This is a genomic window from Nocardia jejuensis NBRC 103114, from assembly GCF_001613145.1.
In the GTDB taxonomy this organism is placed as follows: Bacteria; Actinomycetota; Actinomycetes; order Mycobacteriales; family Mycobacteriaceae; genus Nocardia; species Nocardia jejuensis.
In genome coordinates, this window is sequence record NZ_BDBU01000003.1 from 84533 (window position 1) to 100825 (window position 16293).

Genomic DNA, 16293 nt, shown 5'->3' on the forward strand with positions numbered 1-16293 from the left:
TCATGCGAATTCTCATCTCGGGCGCCAGCATCGCGGGGCCGGTGCTGGCGTACTGGCTGCACCGGTACGGCTTCTCCGTCACGGTCGTCGAGCGCGCGCCGACGCCGCGCAAGACCGGCGGCCACGCGGTGGACCTGTTCCGGCCCGCGATGGATATCTCCGAACGGATGGGGGTGCTCGAGCGGATCGAGCAGCGAGTCACCGGCACTCGATGGTTGACGCTCTGCCCCGAGGGCGCGGGCCGTCCTGTGCGGGTCGAGCTTTCGAGGATCTTCGACGCCGCCTCGGCGCGGCACGCCGAGATCATGCGCGACGACCTGAGCGAGATCTACGTCGATGCCGCGCGGAACGATGTCGAGTACCTTTTCGGCGATTCGATCACCGCGATCTCCCCCGAGGGTGGGGTGCGGTTCGAGAAGGCGGCGCCGCGGCGCTTCGATCTCGTCGTCGGCGCGGACGGTGTGCACTCGAACGTTCGCCGTCTCGCCTTCGGGGAGAATGCCGGTTCGTCCGAATTCATCGGGGCCTACCTCGGGGTGCTGACCCTGCCCGAGAGCGTCGCGCGCGACGGCGAACTCCGGATCCATGTCGGCGTCGGCCGCACCGCGGGGATGTACGGCTCGGCGCGCCTCGGTGACGCACGAGCGCTGTTGCTGTTCCGGAGCCCGCGAGAACTCGAGTGCCACCACCGCGACATCCCCCGTCAGAAACAGTTGCTGCGCACCGCGTTCGACGGTATGGACGTCGAGGTGGACCGCTGGCTCGACGAACTGAGCCGCACGCCCGCGTTCTACTTCGACTCGATCACACAGCTCCGTATGGACACCTGGTCGCGGGGCCGCGTGACCCTGGTCGGGGATGCGGGCTACTGCCCGGGCCCGGCGGTCGGCGGCAGCACCACGCTCGCGGTCGTCGGCGCGTACATCCTGGCCGGGGAGCTGGCGCGGGCGGGCGGAGATCACGAGCGTGCGTTTCCCGCCTACGAGCGCGCGATGGCGGATCACGTGCGCGGCAGCCGGGCGGTCGCGCACAGTGCCGCGAAAACCCTCATCCCGACCTCCCGGCTCGGCGTGACCGGATTGGCTCGGGGCGCCCAGCTGATTTCCGCGCTGCCCGCCGGACCTCGGCGCGCGCTGCTTCGGCTGACGACCAAGAGCGCGCGGCTGTACAACTCCATGGACATCCCGCGGTACGCCGTGCCCGGACTCGATGCCCCGGCCGGAGCGTCATTCGGGGTGGAGTGAGGACGACCGAGCCGTTCCATGCGAACATATGTTCGTGTCCGAGTCCGGTGAGAGCAGCCGAGGCCGCCCCGAACGGGCGGCCATTCTCCATGCTGACCTGGACTCCTTCTACGCCTCGGTGGAGCAGCGCGACAACCCGCGGCTGCGGGGCAAGCCGGTGCTCGTGGGTGGCGGGGTGGTGCTCGCCGCCAGCTACGAGGCCAAGGCGTTCGGCGTGCGGACCCCCATGAACCTGCCGCAGGCGCTGCGACTGTGCCCGCACGCGATCGTCGTGCCACCGCGCATGTCGGCCTATTCGCAGGCCAGCAAGGCGGTGTTCGCGATCTTCCGGGACACCACACCGGAGGTCGAGGGGATCTCGATCGACGAGGCGTTCCTGGATGTGGGCGGGCTGTGGCGGATCGCGGGCACACCGGTGGACATCGCGCAGCGGCTGCGGGTCCGGGTGCGCGAGGAGGTGGGCCTGCCGATCTCGGTGGGCGTGGCCCGCACCAAGTTCCTCGCCAAGGTGGCCAGTGCGGTCTCCAAACCCGATGGGCTGCTGGAGGTTCCGATCGACGGGGAGCTGGAATTCCTGCATCCGCTTCCGGTGGAACGACTGTGGGGCGTCGGCGCGGTCACCGCCCGGGAACTGCACGAGCGCGGGATCACCAAGGTCGGGCAGCTGGCCGAACTCGGTGAGGGCCCGCTCGCCGCGGCGTTGGGCCCGGCGTCGGGACGCCACCTGCACGCCTTGTCCTGGGCCCGAGATCCACGGCGCGTGGATACCGCGCGACGGCGAAAGTCGATCGGCGCACAGCGCGCCCTGGGCCGTCGCACCCGGACCGACGGTGAGATCGAGGCGTACCTGCACGGGCTCTCCGATCGACTGGGCCATCGACTGCGCGCCGCCGGGCGGGTCTGCCGAACCGTCGTGCTGCGCATGCGATTCGACGACTTCACCCGGGCCACCCGATCGCACACCCTGATCCAGGCCACCGACCGCGGCGACGTCGTCCTGCATGCCGCGCGCACGCTGCTCACCGCCGCCCAGCCGATGATCCGCGAGCGTGGTCTGACACTGATCGGACTGTCACTGACCAACCTGGATCATGCCGACACCATGCAGTTGTCGCTGCCGCTCGAACATCGCGCGGAATCGACGCTCGACTCGACGCTGGACGCGCTGCGCGACCGCTTCGGCGCGGGAACCGTCACCCGCGCGGCACTGCTGGGACGCGGTGAGGGCCTGTCGGTTCCGATCCTGCCCGACTGACCGGTATCGCCGGGTGCCGGCCGTTTCGGCGGGACTCTCGGACGAGTCCGACCTTCCCGACCTCCTCACCCGCAGGAACGGCGCGACCCGGTAAACCGCGCGACACTGGGGTCATGACGGACCCGATCGACGCACGTTTGTTCACGACGGCTGCACGGGCGGTTCTGGAGTCAGCCATCGACTACGCCGCCTCGCTGGGCGCCGAGCGCCTCGAGCCGGCGCATGTGCTGCTGCGTCTCACCGATGACGAGACCCCCGGTATCGCGCCGGACATCCTGGCGCAGTTGCGCATCGACACCTCGAGTGTGCGACATCGGATCGCGGAATCGATCAGGCCGGCGGCGGTCGCGGCGGAACATCCGCCGACGGCCGATGCCTGGCAGCTGATCGAACCGGTGTGGAACGACAATCCGGTGCCGCCGTTCGGCACCGATCATCTGCTGACCGCCCTGGTGGTAGGTGATTCGCCCGCCGCGGCGGTGCTGACCGAGCACGGCATCACCTCCGCGGGCATCGACGAGGCGCTGGACAAGGTGCTGCGCCGGCAGTGCTACGGGTGCGCAGAACATGCCGGTCGGGCGAACGTTGTCGATCGCTTCCCGAGCAAGCTCCCGGACGATCTGCTCGATGTGCTCGAGCGGGTCGAGCGCCTTCGGATCGAGAAGGGCGACGCGGTCGACGCCGGGGATTTCGACCAGGCCGCCCGGGTGCGGGAAGCGGAGAAGCGGGCCGTGGCCGATGTGGTCGCGGGCTTCGACGAATCGCGGGCACGCGCCCGGCTCCGGAGCGCGCTGAACGAAATCCTGCAGCTACGAGTCGAAGTCGATGTTCTCGCCCGGCTGCTGCACGAGGGACACGGGCGGCCGCCGAGCCACTGACCAGGGCAGCGGCTCGGCGGGCGAGTCAGCGGTTGTCCAGGGAATCTCAGAGGTCGTCGAGGAAATCGGCGATCAGCGGGGCAATGTCGTACACGTGTTCTTCTAGCGCGAAGTGCCCGGTGTCGAAGATGTGGACATCGGCCTTCGGAAGGTCCTGAAGATAGGCGTGCGCACCCGGTTCCGGGAAGAACGCGTCGTGCCGGCCCCACACGATCAGGGTCGGCGGCTGATTCTCGCGCAGCCAGCGCTGCCATTCGGGATAGAGCTCCACATTCGAGTGGTAGTCCAGCGCGAGCGCGATCTGGGCGTCGAGCCGTGCGGGCTGGTCCAGGAAGTGCTGATCGAGGGTCCAGCCGGTGGGGTCGACCAGCGTGGCATCGGTTGTGCCGCCCTCGTATTGGCCCCGGGTCACCGGCAGGACCATGATTCCGCGCACGTTCTCCTCGGCCCCTTCGACGCCGGGCTGGTTGGCCACGACGGACAGGGCGAGGTCGGACAGGCCTTCGAGGTAGGCGTTCGCGTTCTGAATCACCAGCCCTCGAATCCATTCCGGATGACGCTGCGCGACGCGGAAGCCGACCGGGCCACCGAAATCGAAGGCGTACAGCACGAATCCGTTCAGCCCGATCGCCTCGACGAATCCCTCGACGACATCGGCGAGCCGGTCGAACGAGTACACGAAATTCTGTGGGGCTTCGGTGAAGCCGAAGCCGGGGTAGTCCGGCGCGATGACGCGGTAGTCCCGGCCCAGCGCGTCGATCAGCCGCCGGTACTGGTTCGAGGACGACGGGAACCCGTGCAGCAGAAGCAGAGTGGGCGCATCGACGGGCCCGGCCTCGCGATAGAACACGCGCACGCCGTCGACGTCGACGAACCGGTGGGCCACGCGGGGCAGATTCAACGCACTCATCTCACATGCCTTTCTTCGACATCTATGCGTTAGTTCTAACCCATGGTCATCTAATGCGTCAAGTCCATCTGTTAGCATTAGTGCGTGACTTGGACAGGCTTGCTCGGCGAACCACTGCCACTGGACTTGATCAACACGGTGGTGTCGGGCGCGCACGGCGACACGGATCTACTGCATTCACCGGAGGCGCTGCGCGCCTGGATCACGGCCGAGGACGGACGGCTCTCGATCCCCGAAGGCGCCGTGTCCCTCGAGGCGGTCCACGCGCTGCGCGGCCACGTCGCCACCGCCGTCCAGCGGGTCCGCCGGGGCGAGCGTCCCCCGGCCGCCGCACTCGACGCGTTCGTGTCCGCGCAGCGCGCCGCGCCCGCGTACCGGGTCCCGGGCTGGACCGGTTCCGGCATCACGACAACCGTTCACCGCGACGGCTCGCCGACCGAGAACCTGCTCGCCGAATTATCCGAAGCCGCAGTACTTCTCCTGGCCGACCCCGCCGTCCTCAGGATCCGTCAGTGCGAGGGGCCGCTGTGCCGCCAGCTGTTCCTGCCCGCCACCGCCAGACGCCGCTGGTGCTCCCCCGCCCTCTGCGGCAACAGGGTCCGCGTCGCGCGCTACTACCAGAGCCACAGGGACTGACCGACCGGCCATCGGCGCGGGCGCGGCGGCCCTCCGCGGCTTCGGTGCTCCGGAATCCGGCTCGGCGGCACTAAAGTTCGGGTATGTCGTTCATGCCCAGATCTGCGGTCGAGTCGTCGGCGTACCTCGCCGGGGATGACATCGTAGAGGTCGATCATCCTGCCGTGCGCGCGCTCGGGGAGCAGCTTCGATCGCGCTCGAGTGATGACATCGACTTCACCCGAAGGGCATTCGAGTGGGTGCGCGACGAGGTCGCGCACTCCTACGACGCTCAGGATCCGCGAGTCACGCTGCGGGCGAGCGAGGTGCTCGAGCATCGGGTCGGGCTCTGCTACGCGAAATCTCATCTGCTCGCGGCGATTCTGCGCGGGCAGGGCATCCCTACGGCGCTGTGTTATCAGCGTCTGTCCCATGGCGATCGGCACGTGCTGCACGGTCTGGTTGCGGTGGATCTGGACGGGGTATGGCGGCGTCAGGATCCCCGTGGCAACCGTTCGGATATCTCCGCGGAGTTCTCCCTCGGGGCCGAGCGACTCGCCTTCCCGATCGACCCTCGACTGGGTGAGATCGACTACCCGGACCTGCATCTCGTTCCCGCACGGGTGGTCGTCGACACCCTCCGGCGCACAACGGACATACTCTCTATATACGACAACGGATTGCCATCGGAACTGACTCGGATCGACCGGCCCGCAAACCGGAACGGCAACGCTTGATCGATTCGCGTACTCCAGGCGTCATCCGTGAGCATCCTTAGTGGATGCCGCTCGCTGAAACCCTCACCGAGGAGCCCACCCATGTCGATCCGCGATGACGCCGCCGCCCTGCAGGGCGACCTGGTCCAGCTGCGCCGCCGGCTGCACCTCGAGCCGGAACTCGGGCTGCAGCTGCCACGCACACAGGAGAAGGTGCTCGACGCGGTCGAGGGCTTGGGTCTGGAGATCGCGCTGGGTGGATCGCTGTCCTCGGTGATCGGCGTGCTGCGCGGCGCGCAGCCGGGCCCGGCGGTGCTGCTGCGCGCGGATATGGACGCGCTGCCGGTCGCCGAACGCACGGGCCTGGACTTCGCGGCCCAGACCGATCGCATGCACGCGTGCGGACACGATCTGCACACCACCATGCTGATCGGTGCGGCGCGCCTGCTCAGCGCGCATGCCGACAAGCTCGGCGGGGACGTGGTTTTCATGTTCCAGCCGGGCGAGGAGGGCTATGACGGCGCGAGCCACATGGTCTCCGAAGGTGTGCTCGAGGCCGCGGGTTCGCGGGTGGTCGCGGGATATGCGCTGCATGTGGTCAGCATGCTGCCGGCCGGGACCGTCGTGACGCGGCGCGGGCCGATGCTGGCAGCCTCCGACACGCTGTGCGTCACCGTGCGCGGCGCGGGCGGACACGGCTCCACGCCACACCGCGCGCTCGATCCGGTTCCGGCGACCTGCGAAATGATCCTGGCCCTGCAGACTCTCGTGACCCGCACCGTCGATATCCACGATCCGGTGGTGATCACCGTCGGGTCGATACACGGCGGCACGCAGCACAACGTCATTCCCGACGAGGTTCAGTTCGAGGCGACCGTTCGCTCGTATTCCAGGCAGTCGCACACGCAGATCAAGAACGGCATCCATCGCACGCTGCGAGGTATCGCCGAGGCTCACGGCCTGGACGTCGATATCGATTACACGGACCTGTATCCCGTCACCGTCAACGATCCGCGCGAGGCCGAATTCGCCGCTGCCACAGCGACGGAACTGCTGGGCGAGGATCGTTTCCAGTGGGCTCCCCACCCGCTTTCCGCGTCCGAGGACTTCTCCCGCGTCCTGGACAATGTGCCGGGCGCGATGCTGCTGCTCGGCGCGGCCCCGAACGGGGTCGACCCGGAATCCGCGCCCACCAACCACTCCCCGCTCGTGACGTTCGACGAATCGGTGCTGGCGTCCGGCGCTGCCCTGTACGCGGATCTCGCCATCCAGCGATTGGCAATGTGCTGATACGAATTTCTTTTCGAAGAAATGCGATAAGTCGAAACCGGTCGGATGGATTGACTTTCAAGAATCATTCCAAATAGCCCACGGCGCTTATGAATTCGACGCAAATGGGCCGCTATTCGCCATGCCCGGTAGTAGCATGATTTCCGGGATTACCGGGTAAGGGTTGGGGGGACGGAGCGTCGTCGATGCCGCTCCGCCCGATGGGGAGAACCGCCGGGCCCCGGACGCGGATGACCTTATGCGCAGTGCATGCGCCGGTCTCCGGGTCGATGATTAACTCGCAGTGAGGAACACCCATGTCCGCTTCTTCTCATATTCTCGATGAGGCATTCAAAGACGCCTTGTCCAGAGCTACCGCTCTGGACAAGCAAGGAATCCCTCCGGCCGACACCGGCGAACTGTTCCCCGGTCGCACTCCGACCAATGTGGAACTCGTGCAGGCGTCCGCGGGCTTCTATCGCAAAAACCAGGCGCTGCTGGACGGCGCCGTCCGCGACGTCCTGAACTTCCTGGACAGTCCGGACGGCGTCGCCTACGTCAAGGCGCTCGAGGGATCGTTCGAAAGCGGGGTGCCGAATCATCCGCTCAGCGTGAATCTCGCCTCGGACATCCTGCGCACCGGCGACTTCGAGCTCGGTACCACCGCGCCGCAGGGGCTTCGGGGCTTCGGCATCGGCGTCTCGGCCGGAGTGAGCGCCGTGATCGGCCTGCTCGCCGGCGCCGACGTCGTCTTCGACTTCAAGGACGAGGCCCAGGTACACGGACGCGTCTGGAAGGGCGGGTCGGTCAAAGGCGGGCTGTCGGTGAGCGCCGGTCTCGAACTGAGCTTCTGGGTCGACAAACCGGTCTCGGGAGCCATCGGCGGGTGGCTTCTGGATCTGTACATCCCCACCAAATACGTTCTGGCCGTGTTCATTCGGTTCATGTACATCAAACAGCGCGCGGAAGGCACCAAGGACTTCGAGTTCAGTGGCGTGTCCCTGCAGTTCCCGCTGGGGATCGGCATCCCGATCCGCCGCGAGGAGGGCACGAACGGCGTGGTGGCCCTGTTCGCCGCGAACCAAACCGCGTGGGACAGACCCAAACGCGCGACGCTCAGTGTCGTGAACAAGGCAACCCAGGTCGGCACGATCGCCGTGAAGGAAACGGCCACGCTCGAGGCCACGCTCACCAATACCTCCGGAAAGGACGTCGGGCTGAGTTCGGGCGCGACCATGACGATCAACATGCCGTCGTACTTCTCCGATGCCGACGTGAGTGCGATGAACATCAACTATCCGGGCTGGACGTTCGCCGACAACGACGGCAAATTGACACTGACACTGTCGAAGAACTCCAACTGGACCGCCGGCGCCACGATGCAGCTCGTGATCACCACCGTGAAGAGCAGCAGTCAGCCACCGGCGGGACAGCAGTCCTATCCGGGCAAAGTGATTCTCGGTCTCGACGACATCTCCTTCACCGCGCCGATCGCCGCGTCCGACGACTTCAGCCTCGTCTGGGCCAATTCACAAGCGACACTGGAATGGACAGCCACGGTCGCTCCGGACATGTTCAAGTTGACCGGCGACGGCGCGGGAAAAGTAACCGCCTACGCGCAACCGGGCAATGAAATCGTGAAGCTGACCACCGCCGTGGACACCGGTGGCAATACCTGGTGGCTCGGATACATATTCGACTACAACACCAATGTCGGCGACAAAGTGATTCCGCAGGTCACCGCGGCATGGTGGAAGCAGGATTCGCCGAAGACGCCCAAGAACGCTTTCTACGGAGTCGCTGTCGATCAATCGGGCCAGACATCGACGGCCTGGTACGGCGGAACGCAGCAGAGTGGCAGTTCGATCGCGGTCACTCCGACTTTCAGCACGAGCAAACCCGGTGGCGAGAAGCCGAAGCCACCGCGCTGACCACGACACCGTGAAACCCCGGCAGCCCGCCGGGGTTTCACCCGCGGCGGTGGTCAGCGAGTCGGCGTCGGCACTCGGCGGTATTTCACAGCATGATGGTGAGATGACCGAGCAGGTGAGCGCATGCGCGTATTTCTGATACTCCTCGTCGTACTGGCGATCGCACTGATCGCGGGCGACCGGGTAGTAGTCGCGATGGCGCAGAACGAGATCGGCCGACAGATCGCCGAGGAATACAACCTCCCACGTCAACCCGAGGTCGATATCCGTGGATTCCCGTTCCTGACCCAGGCCGTCGACGGCAGGTATCGCGACATCCATATTCGAATCGGCGACTGGACCGAACAGAACATCTCCGTCCGGGACCTCGACATCACCCTGACCGACGTCTCCGCGCCGCTGAGCGAGCTGCTCGACAACCGCACATCCAGTCTCGTCGCCTCGACCGCGACGGCCACCGCACTCGTTCCCTACGACGCGGTGAAGCCGTTCGCCCCATCGGGAGTCGAGTCGATCACCAACAGTCCCGACGGACTTCGCGTTACCGGAACGTTCGACATAGAGGGCATCCCGGTGCCCGTCCCCGCCACGGTCACGGTGACCGTCGCTCCCTCCGACACCGGTTTCGAGATCACCCCGGTCTCGATCCAAGCCGCAGGCGGCGGACCCACCATCTCCCTGGCCCTGCTTCGCAGCACCCTCGCCTTCAGCGTGCCCCTCGAGCAACTCCCGGTCGGTGCGAAACTCACCGCCATCCACCCGACCGCCGACGGCCTCGAGGTCACCGCCGTAGCCCACGACGTCCATTTCGACGACCTCCCGAAGTGAAGGGAGAGTGCGTGATCGGCACACTGTCATCGACACCCCCACTCTGGCGCGGGCTGTGACAAGGACACCCGGTCGTGATGAACTTCGAGTCATGCCACAGCGGCCAGATCTCAGCGACGCGGATATTCAGGACGAGACGACCGTCATCGACGCCGAGCCCGCGGAGCCGGCCAATGCCCTCGCGCTGCCGGAAACGGTCCGCACGGAACTGCGGCGCGGTGTCCGAAGCGTCCTGGTCGATGCCGCCGCGCTGCGCCTGGTCCGCGAACGCTTCGACAGCGACCAGGCCGCGGCACTGCACCGGTATCTGGAGGCCTCTCAGTCCCCGAATACCGTGCGCGCCTACCGAAGTGACTGGATCGCCTGGTCCGCCTGGTGTGCCGCGGAGGGCAGGCAGGCGCTACCGGCGGATCCGCTGGACGTGGCGGTCTATCTCGCCGCCGCCGCGGACGCGCTGCGGTCCGATGACACCGGTGAGCGGTGGGCCTTCAGCGCCGCGACCCTCGAGCGCAAGGCCGCCGCCATCGCGGCCGTGCACGCGGCGAACGGCCTGCCATCCCCGACCCGCTCGGACGTGGTGCGCTTGACGCTGCGCGGTATTCGACGCACCCGACGCACTCAGCCCAAGCGCAAGCGCCCGGTCCTGCTGCACACCCTGGACCAATTGCTCGCGGAGCTCCCGGAATTCGGCTGGCCCACCGAACCGGCCCGCCGCCGCGACACCCTGCTCCTGCTGGTGGGCTTCGCGGGCGCGTTGCGCCGCAGCGAGATAGCGGGCCTGCGCATTCAGGACGTACAGGTTCACACCGATCACGCCAGCGGTGAACCGCTGCTGCTGATCCAGCTGCCCACCACCAAGACCGACCCCACCGGCGTCGCCGAACAACGCGTCGTGCTCCCTCGCGGTCAGCGCCCGCGCACCTGTCCCGTCTGCGCCTTCGCCGACTGGATTCGCCTGCGCGAGGCGCACTTCGCGACAGCCGGAGACGTGCGCTCCTGGCTCGCCTCCACTCCCGCGGCGGATCCGGCGATTCACCGCTGCCACTGTTTCACCGGGACCACGCTCCCGGCTCGCGACCTCCCCCTGTTCCCGGCCATCTCCCGGCACGGCGGCATCGCCGACACCACCATGTCCGGCCGCGCGGTGGCCGAACTCGTCAAACGCTATGCCGCCCGCGCGGGCCTGGACCCCGACCTGTTCTCCGGCCACTCCCTGCGCGCCGGTTTCGCCACCCAGGCAGCCCTGGGTGGCGCCAGCGACCGCGAAATCATGCGTCAGGGTCGCTGGTCCAATCCCCGTACGGTGCACGGCTACATCCGCACGGCCAATCCCCTCGAGGACAACGCCGTCACCAAACTCGGCCTCTGAGCGGATGATTCAGCTCGACTCCGCACCCGGTCACGGCTGGTCCCGGCCACCGACTCCGGCGGGTGTGCCGAGTTCGAGAAGTCCGCTCAGGGACCGAGGCAGCGCCCCCTGGTGCAGGACGCCGAGACGCTGGGTCGCGCGGGTGAGCGCGACGTACAACTCGGCCGCGCCGCGCGGACCATCGGCGAGGATCCGATCGGGATCCACCACCAGCACCGCGTCGAACTCCAGCCCCTTCGTTTCCGACGCGGGCACGGTTCCGGGAACGCCCGGCGGGCCGATCACCACACTGGTGCCCTCCCGGCCGGCTTCGTCCCGAACGAATTCCGCTATGGCGTCCGGCAATTCATCGGCGGTGAGCCGTCGCGACCACGGCGGGACGCCACAGGCACGTACCGACTCCGGCGGCTGAACCCCGGGCGAGAACTCCGCGAGCACCCCGGCGGCGACGGACATGATCTCCGCGGGCGTGCGGTAGTTGACCGTCAACGACCGGTAGACCCAGCGGCCAGGGACATACGGTTCGAGCATCGCACCCCACGAAGTCGCGCCCGCGGCCGACCGCCGTTGCGCGAGATCGCCCACCACGGTGAAGGATCGGCTCGGGCAGCGGCGCATCAGCACCCGCCAGTCCATTTCCGACAACTCCTGCGCCTCGTCGACGACGACGTGACGGTACGTCCAGTCCCGGTCCGCCGCAGCACGTTCGACGAGTTCCCGGGTGTCGCGCTCGACGAAGCGTTCGGCGAGATCTTCACCGAAGAGCATGTCCGTGGCGAACAGGTGATCCTCGTCGTCCATCATGTCCTCGCGACTCACCAGGGTGTCCAGGACACCGGCCGCGTACTCGGCCTCGACCTTGCGTTCGCGCTCGGCCGCACGTTCGGCGGCCTCGTCCGCCGCCTTGTCACGACCGAGCAGATCGACCAGCTCGTCCAGCAGCGGCATGTCCGAGACCGTCCAGGCCGCACCGTCCTCGCGCAGCAGCGCCTGATCGGCGCCCGCCGCACGCAACCGCTCGGGCGAGCTCAACAGCGACGACAGCACCTCCTGCGGGGTGAGGATCGGCCACAGTTCGTCGAGCACCGCGGTGAACCTGTCGTTCTCCGCGAGTTCCTCGAGCAGGTCCGTGCGCAGCTGTTCCCAGGCGTCGCGATCCGAGCGCGAGAGCCAGCCCTGCCCGATCCGGGAAATCGCGCGTTCGGTGAGCGCCCAGGTCAGGATTTCGGTGAACACCATGCGGGCCGCGTTGTGCGGCTGCTTGCTCGCCCGAGCCTCCTCCCGTGCCCACTGCGCGATCTCGGCGTCGATGCGCACCGTGACGTCCGCCAGCGAGATCTGCACCGGATCCAGCGGCAGCCGCTGACGATCGGCGACCGCCGCGGCCAGGACGTCGAGAATCTTCAGCGAGCCCTTGATCCGGGCCGCCTCCGGGCCGTCCTCGGCGATCACGTGCAGACCGGGCACGAAGTCGCCCGCGGTCATGAACAGCACATCGGATTCGCCCAGTGAGGGCAGCACCCGCCCGATGTGGTTCAGGAATGCCGGATTCGGCCCGACCACCAGCACACCGTGCCGCTCGATCCGCTCACGCTGCGTATAGAGCAGGTACGCGACCCGGTGCAGCGCGACCACTGTCTTACCGGTACCCGGACCACCCTCGATCACCAGCACACCGGAGTGGTCGAGCCGGATGATGTCGTCCTGCTCGCCCTGGATCGTGGCGACGATGTCGCGCATGCCCTCGCCGCGCGGCGCGTTGACCGCCGCGAGCAGCGCCGCGTCCCCACCCGTCGAACCGTCGGGGCGCCCGAGCACCTCGTCGGTGAAATCGACCACATCGTGCCCCCGGGTGTGGAACTGCCGACGCCGGCGCATGTTCTCGGGGTTCGCACCGGTGGCCACATAGAACGGCCGCGCCGCCGGAGCGCGCCAGTCCAGCAGCAGCGGATCGAAGTCGTTGCCCTGGTCGTACAGCCCGATCCGGCCGATGTACGAGCGCTCGCCGGTGAGACTGTCCAGACGGCCGAAGCACAGGCCGTTGTCCGCCACGTCCAGTCGCTTGACCTCCTTGGCCAGCGCGCGCACCTCGAATTCACGCTCCATGGCCGAGGTGGCACGCGCGCGCAATGCCTCGCCGTAGCGGCCCTTGGCTCGCGTGCGCTCGGCCTCGAGCCGAGCGTAGAGCCCGGCCACGTAATCGCGCTCGGACCGCAACTCGTCCTCGTACCCCTGAGTAGGCACGTGCACCTCTTTCCCGCGAGTTATGGATTCGACCAGCGATTCTGCGCCCTCACCCGGGTCTTGCCGCAAGCCCCCCGATGCGTTATATGTTGGTAGTGGAAGGAGTGGGATTCCCCCTTCCATTCTTCGTGAGACGGCCTCGGTGACGCTCACCCCGGCCAATTCTCGATCTACTCGGTACCGGCCGGTCGTTCCGGTCCGGAGCCGCTTCCACGCCTCCCCATGAACTCCGTGGCGATGGTCACCCGTCCCGGATACCGGTCATAACGGACGGCAAATCCTGAACTGCGACGGCAAATCCTGAACTACCCAGTGCCGCAACGCGACTCGCCGCCCCGGTCAGCGGGCGATATTCCGTGATTCCACCACGGTTCCGGCCACCTGGTCGTACCGTTTACTTCGCCCAGAATGCGCTGGCGCACAAACGCTTTCACCGAACCTGAGCCAGGCTGTCCGAGTGACGCCCGGCGGCCGGATCAGGTCGGAACGCTCCACGAAACCCTCCGACGATGCCCGAGTGCGCAACACACGGATCGAATCGGGCAACAACCGGGCAACGCCGAGCCCGGGGTCCGCAACGAATGTGAGAGGAGGGCGCGAGGAGTCGCCGTTCGACGACGACGCCTGGCACCCGCCGCGTCACGCCAGACAGTTATGGCTCGAATCGAAGTTGTGCTCGGGATGTTGTGTTCAGACTAGGAATTCGCCATGCAGCCGTTCGAACTCCCCGACTTCTACATGCCGTACCCGGCAAGGCTCAACCCACACGTGGAGGAGGCCCGCGCTCACGCCCGCGAATGGGCGGACGACATGGGCCTGTTCGAACCGCAACAGGGACACCACATCTGGGACCTGCGCGATCTGGACCGGCACGACTACGGGTTGTTGTGCGCGTACACGCATCCCGAATGCGACAGCGCGGAGCTGAACCTCATTACCGACTGGTACGTCTGGGTCTTCTACTTCGACGACCACTTCCTCGAGCTCTACAAGAAGACCGGTGACATGGCCGGAGCCCGCGAATACCTGGATCGGCTGCGCGATTTCATGCCGATCGACGATCTCGACATGCCCGAACCGACCAATCCGGTCGAACGCGGACTCGCGGATCTGTGGCCCCGCACCGTGCCCGCCATGTCGACCGACTGGCGCCGGCGCTTCGCGACCACCACCCAGGCGCTGCTCGAGGAATCGCGCTGGGAACTGGCCAATATCACCGAGGACCGGGTCGCGAATCCGATCGAGTACATCGAGATGCGCCGCAAGGTCGGCGGCGCGCCCTGGTCGGCCAATCTCGTCGAGCACGCCGCGAACGCGGAGATTCCCGCCGAGTTGGCCGAGACCCGTCCGCTCCGGGTGCTGCGCGATACCTTCTCCGATGCGGTGCACCTGCGCAACGACATCTTCTCCTACGAGCGCGAGGTGCGCGACGAGGGCGAGAACGCCAATTGCATCCTGGTTCTGGAGCGCTTCCTGGGCCTGGACACCCAGCCCGCCGCCGAACTCGTCAACAATGTGCTGACCTCGCGCCTGCAGCAGTTCGAGACCACCGCGCTCACCGAATTGCCGCTGCTGTTCGCCGAATTCGGCGCGGGTCCCGACGCGCAGGCCGCCGTCACCGCGTACGCGAAAGGCTTGCAGGACTGGCAGTCCGGCGGTCACGAATGGCATATGCGCTCGAGTCGGTACATGAACCAGGGCGGGCAGAGTGCGGCCCGGCCGTTCGTCGAGGTGCTCGCGCCCACCGGGCTGGGTATGTCCGCGTTGCGATTCCCGCTCTCGCCCGCCGGTGTCGGGGCGATCCGGATCAAGACCTTCGCGCACGCGCCGCTCGAGGCCGTCGGTCCCACGCCGATGCCGCAGATCTACATGCCCTTCCCACTGCGGATGAATCCGCTGGTGGATGTCGCGCGCGAGAGCGCCGTCGACTGGGCACGCCGGATGGGAATGCTCGATCCCGTTGCGGGAGTGCTGGATCGGAGTCTGTGGAGCGAGCACGATCTGCGGAACTTCGATTTCGCGCTGTGTTCCGCAGGGTTGGATCCGGACGCCACCCAGCCGGAGCTCGACTTGTCGGCGAATTGGCTGACCTGGGGAACCTATGTGGACGACTACTTCCCAGCCGTCTTCTTCCCGACCAAGAACGTCACCCTCGCCCATGCGCAGACCCGGCGGCTGTGGGAATTCATGCCGATCGACCCGGCCGCGGTGCCCGTGGCCGCCAACCCGATCGAAGTCGGACTGTACGACCTGTGGCAGCGCACCACCGCCTCGATGAGCGAGACGCAGCGACGCGAATTCCGCTCGGCGGTCGAGAAATTCCTCGAGGCGTGCGAATGGGAGATGGTCAACCACACCCTGCACCGGATTCCCGATCCGGTCGACTACGTGGAGATGCGCCGGCAGACCTTCGGCTCGGACCTGACCCAGGCACTGGCCCGGCTCTCGCACGGGAATTCGGTTCCGGCCCAGGTCTACCGCACCCAGACGGTCCGGAATCTGGAGAACACGGCCGCCGATTTCGCGGTCATGCTCAACGACCTGTTCTCCTATCAGAAGGAGACCGAGTTCGAGGGCGAGTTCCACAACGCCGTGCGGGTGATGCAGAACTTCCTGGAGTGCGACCGGGATCGGGCCATCACCGTGGTCAACGACCTGATGACCGCCCGCATGCGCCAGTTCGAGCGGGTCGTCGCGCAGGAGTTGCCCACCCTCTACGACGAGTACGACCTCGACGCGGCAGCGCGCGAAATCCTCGATCAGCGCGTGGTGGAACTGCGGGACTGGATGGCCGGAATCCTGAACTGGCACATCGTATGTGATCGGTACGGCGAGCGGCAGCTGGTGGAGCGCTACCGGCCCGGGCACGCCGGGGCGATCACCGGCGCCACCCCCGGGCTGAGCTTCCTGCGTCCGACCGGACTCGGCACCAGCGCCGCACGCCTGACCGAATCGGCGCGCGCCCGTCGCACCACCCCCTGACCCGGCACTCACCTCGGTCATCACCGCTCACCCATCGTCGTAGTGAAGGGGG

Annotated in this window: 12 protein-coding genes; 10 read left to right on the forward strand and 2 right to left on the reverse strand. The window is 67.1% G+C overall.

The window, feature by feature from the left end:
- Positions 1–2: 2 nt before the first annotated feature.
- From NJ1_RS03040 to NJ1_RS03050, 3 genes are all read left to right on the forward strand, one after another.
- Positions 3–1244 (forward strand): FAD-dependent monooxygenase, encoded by a 1242-nt coding sequence (locus NJ1_RS03040; RefSeq protein ID WP_067687179.1) that lies wholly within the window; start codon positions 3–5, stop codon positions 1242–1244.
- Between the two features lie 28 nt (positions 1245–1272).
- Positions 1273–2499, forward strand: a complete 1227-nt coding sequence (dinB, locus tag NJ1_RS03045; protein ID WP_067687182.1) for a DNA polymerase IV — start codon at positions 1273–1275, stop codon at positions 2497–2499.
- Positions 2500–2612: 113 nt separating this feature from the next.
- Positions 2613–3377: a Clp protease N-terminal domain-containing protein gene (locus tag NJ1_RS03050; RefSeq protein WP_067687186.1), complete on the forward strand. Its 765-nt coding sequence runs from the start codon at positions 2613–2615 to the stop codon at positions 3375–3377.
- 46 nt (positions 3378–3423) lie between these two features.
- On the opposite strand, the gene NJ1_RS03055 is transcribed toward NJ1_RS03050, so the two are convergent.
- A complete protein-coding gene (locus tag NJ1_RS03055; RefSeq protein ID WP_067687188.1) occupies positions 3424–4287 on the reverse strand; it encodes an alpha/beta fold hydrolase in 864 nt (287 codons plus the stop codon).
- A gap of 84 nt (positions 4288–4371) precedes the next feature.
- Between NJ1_RS03055 and NJ1_RS03060 the strand changes: the two genes are divergently transcribed.
- From NJ1_RS03060 to NJ1_RS03085, 6 genes are all read left to right on the forward strand, one after another.
- Positions 4372–4923 carry a CGNR zinc finger domain-containing protein gene (locus NJ1_RS03060; RefSeq protein WP_067687191.1) on the forward strand — a complete coding sequence of 184 codons (552 nt, stop codon included), beginning with the start codon at positions 4372–4374 and terminating at the stop codon, positions 4921–4923.
- An 83-nt stretch (positions 4924–5006) separates the two neighbouring features.
- Positions 5007–5639, forward strand: coding sequence for a transglutaminase-like domain-containing protein (locus NJ1_RS03065; RefSeq protein WP_067687194.1), 633 nt, complete (start codon positions 5007–5009; stop codon positions 5637–5639).
- An 81-nt stretch (positions 5640–5720) separates the two neighbouring features.
- Positions 5721–6908, forward strand: a complete 1188-nt coding sequence (locus NJ1_RS03070) for a M20 metallopeptidase family protein (protein ID WP_067687197.1) — start codon at positions 5721–5723, stop codon at positions 6906–6908.
- 296 nt (positions 6909–7204) lie between these two features.
- Positions 7205–8818, forward strand: a complete 1614-nt coding sequence (locus NJ1_RS03075) for a hypothetical protein (protein ID WP_067687200.1) — start codon at positions 7205–7207, stop codon at positions 8816–8818.
- Between the two features lie 123 nt (positions 8819–8941).
- A complete protein-coding gene (locus NJ1_RS03080; RefSeq protein ID WP_067687203.1) occupies positions 8942–9646 on the forward strand; it encodes an LmeA family phospholipid-binding protein in 705 nt (234 codons plus the stop codon).
- 91 nt (positions 9647–9737) lie between these two features.
- Positions 9738–11015 (forward strand): site-specific integrase, encoded by a 1278-nt coding sequence (locus NJ1_RS03085; RefSeq protein ID WP_084477693.1) that lies wholly within the window; start codon positions 9738–9740, stop codon positions 11013–11015.
- Between the two features lie 30 nt (positions 11016–11045).
- Here the strand turns inward: NJ1_RS03085 and helR are convergent, their stop codons facing one another.
- Positions 11046–13259 (reverse strand): RNA polymerase recycling motor ATPase HelR, encoded by a 2214-nt coding sequence (gene helR / locus NJ1_RS03090; protein WP_174557038.1) that lies wholly within the window; start codon positions 13257–13259, stop codon positions 11046–11048.
- 708 nt (positions 13260–13967) lie between these two features.
- Here helR and NJ1_RS03095 point away from each other — a divergent pair.
- Positions 13968–16241, forward strand: coding sequence for a terpene synthase family protein (locus NJ1_RS03095; RefSeq protein ID WP_067687206.1), 2274 nt, complete (start codon positions 13968–13970; stop codon positions 16239–16241).
- Positions 16242–16293: the final 52 nt, after the last annotated feature.

Excerpts from the sequence above, each read along its gene's own strand:
- NJ1_RS03050 (WP_067687186.1), top strand. The coding sequence starts at position 2,613 with ATGACGGACCCGATCGACGCACGTTTGTTCACGACGGCTGCACGGGCG.
- NJ1_RS03085 (WP_084477693.1), top strand. The coding sequence starts at position 9,738 with ATGCCACAGCGGCCAGATCTCAGCGACGCGGATATTCAGGACGAGACG.
- NJ1_RS03080 (WP_067687203.1), top strand. The coding sequence starts at position 8,942 with ATGCGCGTATTTCTGATACTCCTCGTCGTACTGGCGATCGCACTGATC.
- NJ1_RS03065 (WP_067687194.1), top strand. The coding sequence starts at position 5,007 with ATGTCGTTCATGCCCAGATCTGCGGTCGAGTCGTCGGCGTACCTCGCC.
- NJ1_RS03055 (WP_067687188.1), bottom strand. The coding sequence starts at position 4,287 with ATGAGTGCGTTGAATCTGCCCCGCGTGGCCCACCGGTTCGTCGACGTC.
- NJ1_RS03095 (WP_067687206.1), top strand. The coding sequence starts at position 13,968 with ATGCAGCCGTTCGAACTCCCCGACTTCTACATGCCGTACCCGGCAAGG.
- NJ1_RS03040 (WP_067687179.1), top strand. The coding sequence starts at position 3 with ATGCGAATTCTCATCTCGGGCGCCAGCATCGCGGGGCCGGTGCTGGCG.
- NJ1_RS03070 (WP_067687197.1), top strand. The coding sequence starts at position 5,721 with ATGTCGATCCGCGATGACGCCGCCGCCCTGCAGGGCGACCTGGTCCAG.
- NJ1_RS03075 (WP_067687200.1), top strand. The coding sequence starts at position 7,205 with ATGTCCGCTTCTTCTCATATTCTCGATGAGGCATTCAAAGACGCCTTG.
- dinB (WP_067687182.1), top strand. The coding sequence starts at position 1,273 with ATGTTCGTGTCCGAGTCCGGTGAGAGCAGCCGAGGCCGCCCCGAACGG.